Origin of the sequence: Calidithermus terrae, from assembly GCF_003574345.1 — a bacterium.
Lineage (GTDB): Bacteria > Deinococcota > Deinococci > Deinococcales > Thermaceae > Calidithermus > Calidithermus chliarophilus.
The window spans coordinates 1-7,660 of record NZ_QXDL01000191.1 but is presented as its reverse complement, the minus strand read 5'-3'; the positions used below and the strand labels follow the sequence as shown (position 1 = coordinate 7,660).

At 75.7% G+C, this 7,660-nt stretch carries 3 protein-coding genes and 1 pseudogene; 2 read left to right on the top strand and 2 right to left on the bottom strand.

What is annotated here, in order from left to right:
• Together Mterra_RS16880 and Mterra_RS16875 are read right to left on the bottom strand one after the other, a co-directional pair.
• Positions 1-583, bottom strand: a 583-nt coding sequence (locus tag Mterra_RS16880) for an FAD-binding oxidoreductase (RefSeq protein WP_147372891.1), incomplete at its 3' end; no start/stop codon positions are given.
• A 145-nt stretch (positions 584-728) separates the two neighbouring features.
• Entirely contained in the window at positions 729-3,674 is a 2,946-nt protein-coding gene (locus tag Mterra_RS16875) for an ATP-binding protein (RefSeq protein WP_119316219.1), read from the bottom strand.
• Positions 3,675-3,741: 67 nt separating this feature from the next.
• On the opposite strand from Mterra_RS16875, the gene Mterra_RS23490 reads away from it, so the two are divergent.
• Together Mterra_RS23490 and Mterra_RS16865 are read left to right on the top strand one after the other, a co-directional pair.
• Entirely contained in the window at positions 3,742-6,906 is a 3,165-nt protein-coding gene (locus Mterra_RS23490; RefSeq protein WP_119316218.1) for an AAA family ATPase, read from the top strand.
• Between the two features lie 212 nt (positions 6,907-7,118).
• Positions 7,119-7,660, top strand: a pseudogene (locus tag Mterra_RS16865) (hypothetical protein); the annotation flags it as partial.

Here is a 7,660-nt window from a genome sequence, read left to right as displayed (position 1 = left end):
AGTGCGCATCGCCAGCGAGTTCCGCCACCCCGAAGTTGCCCCCGCCCCCGCCGCGCAGGGCCCAGAAGAGGTCGGGGTGGCGGAACTCGCTGGCGATGCGCACTCGGCCCTCGGCGTCCACGAGCTCGACCTCCTCGAGGCAGTCGCAGGTCAGGCCGTAGCGGCGCGAGGTCAGGCCGAAGCCCCCGCCCAGCGTCAGCCCGGCGATGCCCACCGTGGGGCAGGTGCCGCCGGGGAGGGTGAGGCCGAGTTGCCCCAGCCGCTGGTAGAGCTGGATGAGCTGGGCCCCCGCGCCCACGTCGGCGGTGCGGCGGTCGGGGGAGACGCGCACGGCGTGCAGGTCGCTCACGTCGAGCACTAAGCCCCCCTCGACCAGCGAGAAGGCCTCGTAGCTGTGCCAGCCGCCGCGCACCCGCAGGGGCATCCCCCGCTCCCGCGCGAAGCCCAGGGCGTTGCGCACGTCCTCGACCGACTGGCAGAAGACGACGAGCGCCGGGCGCACGTCGAAGCGCTCGTTGTAGTTGCGGCGGGCCGCGTCGTAGCCGGGGTCGCCGGGGCGCACGACCCGCCCGGTCAGCCCCACGGGGGCCTCCTCCTGGGGCGTCTGGGGCTAGGGGTTATGGACAGCAGGGGCATGCTCACCTCGTGCGCCCGGCGGGGCGTGGGGCAACGCTAAGGGGCCGGGCTGATGAGCCCCGGAAACGGGCCTGAGGAGGGGCTGAGCGCGCTCAGGGGCGGCTGGCCCGCAGCCGGTCGTACTCGGGCCGGGCGTGGCGGGGCAGGCGGCAGCGCTCGAGGGCCTCGAGCGCCCGCGCGGCCCAGGCGCGCTGTTCGGGGTCGCCGTGCTCGAGGGCGGCCTGGCAGAGCGCGAGCTGGGCGGTGGGCACCTGCACGCGCGCGTGCAGCTCGAGCGCCCGGGCCAGGGCGGGCGCGGGGTCTTTGCCCAGGCGGGCTCGCACCACCGCCAGCCGGGCCCAGGCCATGCCCAGCAGGTTGGGGTCCTGGGCGTGCCGGGTGAGCCACTCGAGGTGCCCGGCGGCCTCGGCCGGGCGGCCCAGCAGCATGTGGGCGTGGGCCACGTTGGAGCGCAGCAGCTCGGTGACGACGTAGTTGCCCAGGGCCAGGGCCTCCTCCGCGTGCGGCAGGCCCTCCGCGGGGGTGCCCTCGGCGTTGTGGGTGTACTGCAGGTCGTTGGCGGCGAGGATCTGGTTGGCGGCGCTGCCCATCGCCTTCGACTCGCGCAGGGCCTCGTGCAGCAGGGCCTTGGCCTCGGCGAAGCGCCCCTGGCTGCCGTAGGCGAAGCCCAGCACCGAGAAGAGGTGGAGCCGCTCGAAGCTCGGCGGGCGGGCGCGGTAGCGGGGGAGGAGGGGCTCGAGCGCCTCCAGCGCCTCCTCCCCGCGCCCCAGGCGCACGAGGATGAAGCCCCGCGAGAAGCGCATCTCGTCGGCGAGCTCCTCGTCGCCGGCGCCCTCGGCCAGGCGCAGCGCCTCCTCGATGGCCGCCTCGGCCTCGGCGTGGCGCCCCTGCCACATGGCGGCGGTCTGGAGGGCGTCGAGGGCCTTGATGCGGGTGTGGGGGTCGTCGGAGTGCTCCAGGATGCCCCGCGCCAGCCGCTCGGCCTCGTCCAGGCGGCCCAGGGCCACCAGCGGGTAGGTCAGCATGACCTGGGCCTCCCGCCGCTGCGCCGCGTCGGCCGCGGTCTGCAGGGCCTGTTCGTAGAAGCGCACCGCGTCGTCGAAGCGGCCCAGGCGGTGGGCCATGGCCCCGGCCTCGAGCAGCCAGGGCGTGGCCCGCGCCGGCTCGCCGCCCTCGAGCCAGTGCCGGGCGACCTGGGTGGGGGAGCGGCCCGGGGCCTTCTCCAGCGCGGCGGCGGCCGAGCGGTGCAGCCACCGCCCCACCGCCTCGGGGGTGCCCGCCCGCACCGCCTCGAGCAGCAGGTCGTGGCTGAAGGCCTCGCCCGCCATCACCTGCGCGGCCTCCAGCTCCCGCCAGGCCCCCGCCATCGCGAAGGGCGGGCGCCCCAGCACCGCGCACGCCAGCTCGAAGGTGAAGCCGCCCTCGAGCACCCCCGCCGCCTGCGCGAGCTGGAGCGCGGCCGGGGAGAGCCGCCCCAGGCGGTGCTCGATGAGCTGGCGGACCTTGCCCGCCAGCGGCAGCCGCCCCGGCCAGCCCCCCGCCAACTGCCCGGTCTCGTGCAGGTGGCGCAGGGTCTCGAGCGCGAACAGCGGGTTGCCCCCCGTGAAGCGGTGCAGCGCGGCGGCGAAGTCCGCGGGCACCCCGAGCTGCCCCAGCAGATCGCCCACCGCCGGGGCGGGGAGGGGCTCGAGCTCGACCAGCACCGCCGCGCCCGCCTCCACCAGCCCGCGCACGGCGGCCTCGGCCTCGGGGGGGAGCTCGCCCTTGCGGTACACCTCGATGACGCGCGAGACCCCGCCCTCGCCCCCCAGCGGGAAGGCTTGGCCGAGCGTGTAGGCCCCGAGCTCGGCGCTGGCGGGGTCGAAGAGGTGGAGGTTGTCAACCACCTGGGCCGCCACGCCCTCCGAGCCCCGCCGCAGCAGCTCGGAGGCGGCCTCGAAGAAGCGCAGCTTGTCGGGGCCCTTGCCCAGGGGCGGGGCGGGCTGGCCCGCGGCGAGCTCGGGCAGCAGCCGCGAGAGCTCGTGGCGCACCCAGGCGGGCAGGGCGTCGGGGGGGCAGCGCTCGAGGTAGAGCCGGAAGTTGCGCGCGGCGGTGGCGTAGGGCACGCCCGCGTCGCCGGGCCGCCCGTCGAGGCGGAGGAAGGCGCCCTTGCTGGCGGCGAAGTCGAGGGCCAGGCGGGTCTTGCCCACGCCCGCCTCGCCGGCCAGGAAGACGATCTGCCCCTTCTGCCAGGCCTCCTCCATCCGCGCCCACTCGCGCTCGCGCCCCACCAGCCGCGGGGGGTGCAGCAGCGCCAGCGGCACGGCCTGGCGGGGCGGGGCCGGCCGGGGCGGGCGCGCGCCCTGCTCGATCTCCCGGGCCAGCCGCAGGGTCTCGGGCAGGGGCCCGGCGCCCAGCTCCTCGAGCAGGGCCTGCCGGCAGCGCTCGAAGGCGGCCAGGGCCGCGCCGCGGTCGCCCCGCAGGTAGTGCAGCCGCATCAGCCGCCGGTAGGACTCCTCGGAGAGGGGCTCGAGCCGCACCGCCTCCTGGGCCCAGCGCAAAGCCCGGTCGTACTCCCCCGCCGCCTCGCGGCGGGCGGCCTCGTCGAGGACGGCGTGCAGGCGCAGCTCGCGCAGCTCCTCGCGCAGCGCGAGCAGCCACTCGGCGAAGTCGGGGGCGTCGTCGTAGTCGAAGCCCTCGAGCAGTTGGGCCTGGGCACCGGGCTCGAGCACCCGGTCGAGGCGCACCGCCGAGAGCTGGGCCACGTCGGCGGTCACGCCCTCGCGCAGTTGGATGAAGTCCTCGCCCGCCACCACGTCGGCCCCCGACAGGCGCAGGCGGCGCAGGAGCTGGCGCATGTTGTTGCGGGCGGCCTCGTCGCCGGAGCCGGGCCACAGCCAGCCGGCGAGCTTGTACTTCGGGGTCGGCCCCTCCAGCGCCAGGTAGGCCAGCACGGCCGCGGGCTTGCGCTCGAGCTTGAGCTCTCCGGCGGGGGTCAGGAGCCTCGGCGGGCCCAGCAGGCGAAGGGCGTACATGGCGGCTGCGTCGCCCTTGATCATAGCGCGGGGCCTGGAGCGGGCTGCCGGGCGTAACGGCGGTTTAACGTCGGGCCGCTAAGATGGCCCTGTGACCCGGGAAGAACCCACGGTGGACGGGCGGGAAGCGCGCCCGGTGCCGCTCGAGCTCGGCGAGCGCCTGCGCCCGGTGCTCTCCCGCCGGGCCGGGCTGGCGCTGGGGCTGTGGGGCGCGCCGGGCATCGGCAAGACCCACGCCGTGCGCGAGCTGCTGCGGCAGACCCCCTGCCGCAGCTTCAGCCTGCACGCCACCGCCGCGCTGCCCGCCCTGGCGCGGGAGGTGGCCCGGGCCGTGCCCCGCCGGGGCTTCCCGGCCTGGGCCGAGGCCCTGCTGGGGCGGCTGGGGCGCGGCGAGCACGTCGAGGGCGAGAAGGTGGCCTCCGCGCTGGGCGCGCTGCTGGCGGCCCAGGCCCCGGTGGTGCTGCACCTGGAGGACCTGCACGAGGCCCCGGCCGAGCGGCTCGAGCTCGTGCAGCAGCTCGCCCGCATGACCCTGCGCAGCAAGGGGGTGGCCCTTTTGGTGACGAGCCGCGTGTCGCCGCCGGAGCCTCTGGCGGCCTTGCAAGTCGAGCCTCTGTCCCGCGAGGGTTCGCTGGGGCTGCTCGAGGCCGAGCTGGGCGCGAGCGTTCCTGAAGAGGTGGCTGCTTGGATCTACGAGCGGGCCCGGGGCAACCCGCTGTTCACGCTGGAATACCTCCGCCACCTGGCCCGCCAGGGCCACCTGTGGAACGACGGCAACCGCTGGCACTGGCGGCCCCCCCTCAAAGGCGAAGTGCCGCTGACGATCGAGGCCCTGATCGAGCAGGCCCTGAAGGGGGCCGCCCGGGAAGGCGCGGCCGCCATCGCGGCCCGGGCGGTGCTGCCGCTGGAGGCCGAGAAGGCGGTCTGGGCCCACGTCGCCGCGCTCTCGCCGGAAGCCCTGGAGCTCGAGGAGCACCGCCTCGAGGCGGCCGGGGTGTTGCGGGGCGGCGAGTTCGCCCACCCGCTCTACCGCGAGGTGGCCTTGCAAAGCCTCGACCCCGAGCAGTACCGGCAGTTGGCGCGGAGGGCCCTGGAGGCCCTCGAGCCCGCCCCGCCGGAGGCGCAGGTGCTGGTGCGCCTCGTCGAGGCCGCGCGGCTGCCCGCCCAGGAGTCGCGGGAGCGGCTCGAGCTCGCCGCCGCCCGGGCCGAGGCCGGGGGGGAAGGGGTGAAGGCGGCGCGCTTGAGGGCCGCGGCGGTGGCGTACGCCGCCCACAAGGCGGGCCCCGCCCTGGAAGCGGCCCGGGCCCTGCGCTCCTTCGACCCGGGCGAGGCCCTCCGGTTGGCCGAACTGGCGGTGGCCGCCGACCCCGGCCAGGCCGAGGCCGTCCACCTCCTGGCCGAATTGCTCACGGCCCGGGGCCGGATGGCCGAGGTGGAGGCGGTGCTGGCCCAGTTGCCCCCGGGTGAGCGCCAGGGGCCGGGCTGGGCGGCGCGGCTCCTGATCCTGCGGGCTTTGGTCGGGGACTTCTCCGGGGCGCTCGAGGTCTGGCGCGACAACCCCGCTCTGCACGACGTCCCCGACCCCGAGGTGCTTTACCAGGCCTCCTTCGCCCACTCTGCCACCGGGAACGCGAAGGCCGGCCTGGAGATCGCCGCGCGGGCCCTCGAGCTGCCCGCGCTCACGCTGGAGCAGAGGGCCAAGCTCTACAGCGCCCGCGCCGGGGCCTACTACTACCTCAGCGAGTACCCCCAGGCCGATGCCGACTACGCCGAAGCCCTCCGCCTGGCGCGGGAAAGCGGCCTGCCCAAGCCCGTCGCGCACATTTCCTTCAACCGCGCCTACACCCTGGGCCTGCTGGGTCACTACGCCGAGACGCGCTCGAGCCTCGAGGAGGCCATCCGGGGCTACAGCGAGCTCGGCGAGGTCAAGCGCTACGCCCACGCCAAGGTGCTCGTGGCCCAGCTTTACATCGGCTTCGCCGAGTACGAGCGGGCCGAGGAGGCCCTGCTGGAGAGCCGCGACCTCCTCCTGCGCATGGACCCCTCCGAGTCGCTGGTGGACTGCGAGAAGACCCTCAGCCGGCTGTACTGGCTCTGGCGGCCCCCCTACGGCAAAGTGCTGGCGCTCAAACACGCCTACGCCACGCTGGAGGTCGCCCGCAAGCTGAGGAGCCCCCGCAACCTCATCAACGGCCTCCTCCCCGCCGCCCACGCGGAGACCTGGCAGGGCCGCCCCGAGCGGGGGCTCGAGCTCGCCCGCGAGGCCCTCGAGCAGGCCGAGCAGTTGGGCCAGGCGTGGTCGGTCGTCTTCGCCAAGGTGGCGATGGCCGACGCCCTCGAAGGCCTGGGCCGCCCCGAGGAGGCCCTGCGGCTCTACCGGGAGGCCGAAGCCGCCGCCGCCGGCATGAGGCTGGCGGTCGAGGCCGACACCATCGGGCTGGAGGTGGACCGGCTGACCGCCAACCCCCAGCGCGCCGCCGAGCGGGTCGCGCGGCTGGAGGCCCTCGGGCTGCGGCAGCCCGTCGAACTCGCCCGCCGGTACTTCCCCGAGCTCCTCGGGGGGGAGCCCGAGCCCCGGCCGGCGCGGGGCCCTCTTCCTGGCCCCGCGAAGGAGCCCGGCGGGGGCGTGGCGGGGGCTTGGCGGCTGCAGGTGCTGGGACCGGTGCAGTTCGCCGGGGAGCCGGTGCGCGGCCGCAAGCGCCAGGAGCTGCTGGCGCTGCTGCTCGAGGCCCGCGTCGCCGGGCGGGGCGAGGTGGGCAAGCTCGAGCTCCTCGACGCGCTCTACCCCGGCGAGGACGAGGAGAAGGCCGCCTCCTCGCTCAAGGAGCTCGTGCGCACGGTGCGCTCGAGCCTGGGCCCCGCGGCCGTCACCACCACCCCGGGGGGCTACGCCCTGGGCGAGGCGGTGGGGTCGGACCTGGAGGAGTTCCTGCGCACCGGCGACACCCGGCTGTGGCGCGGGGCCTACCTCGAGGGCCTCGCCTCCTTCAACGAGACCGTGCGCGAGTCGGCGCACCTGGCCCTGCGCGCGCGGGGCGCGGCGGTGCTGGAGGCCGACCCCAAGGAGGCGGCCCGCCTGGGGCGCCTGCTGCTCGAGGCCGACCCCTACGACCTCGAGGCGCTGAGGATGACGCTCGAGGCCCTGCGCCGCGCGGGGAACCACAGGAGCCTGAGCCGGCTGTACGAGGAGGCGAGGGCGAGGATGCTCGAGGTGGGCGAACGCCTGCCCGCCGACTGGCAGGATTTCCTTCGCTGAGGACGGGATAAACCCTCTGGCTCCCCCCGCGCACGGGGGAGGGGTCATCCGGCCCCGCGCGAAAGACCAAGCACGAAGGACACGGGCCGCACCTCGAGGCCCGTGCCTGCCGGCGTGAACCGCTCCCCGGCGCTCACCGGCAAAACCGGGCCGTGGGCTGACCGCCGCCTGACCGGACACCCCCTACCTTGGCGCCAAAGGAGGTAGTGGAGATGTCCGATTCCAAGCTTCGGGTTCTGGTCTTGGGGCTGGCGGCCGGCACGGCGTTGGGCGCCGGCGTCAGCTACAGCCTGGTCGTGAACGGGCAGGCGGTGGGCGAGAAGGCCATCGTGGTGGGCGGCAAGACCTACGTGCCGCTCTCGGTGCTCAAGGGGCTGGGGGTGGCCTACAGCCTCAAGGGCAACACCCTGACCCTCGGCAAGGCCGCCGCCGCGCCCGCCGCCAACCAGACCCCCGGCGGGGCCGAGCAGCGGGCGAGCCTCGAGGGCTGCCTGGGCGAGACCCTCTTCAACGGCGTCTGGCGCTTCAAGGTCACGAGGGTCGAGCCGATCGTGCGCGACGCCGGGACGCCCATCGAGACGCCCGGCTGGGGCGTGACGGTGGAGCTGCGCAGCGGGGCCAAGGCGAACGTCCAGCCGGTCTTCACCGGCGTCCGCGACCAGGGCATCCAGATCGCCTTCGCCGACGCGCAGACCCTCACCGCCGACGCCCTGGACGTGCAGAAGCTCACCTATGCCAACCTCCCGCCGGGCGG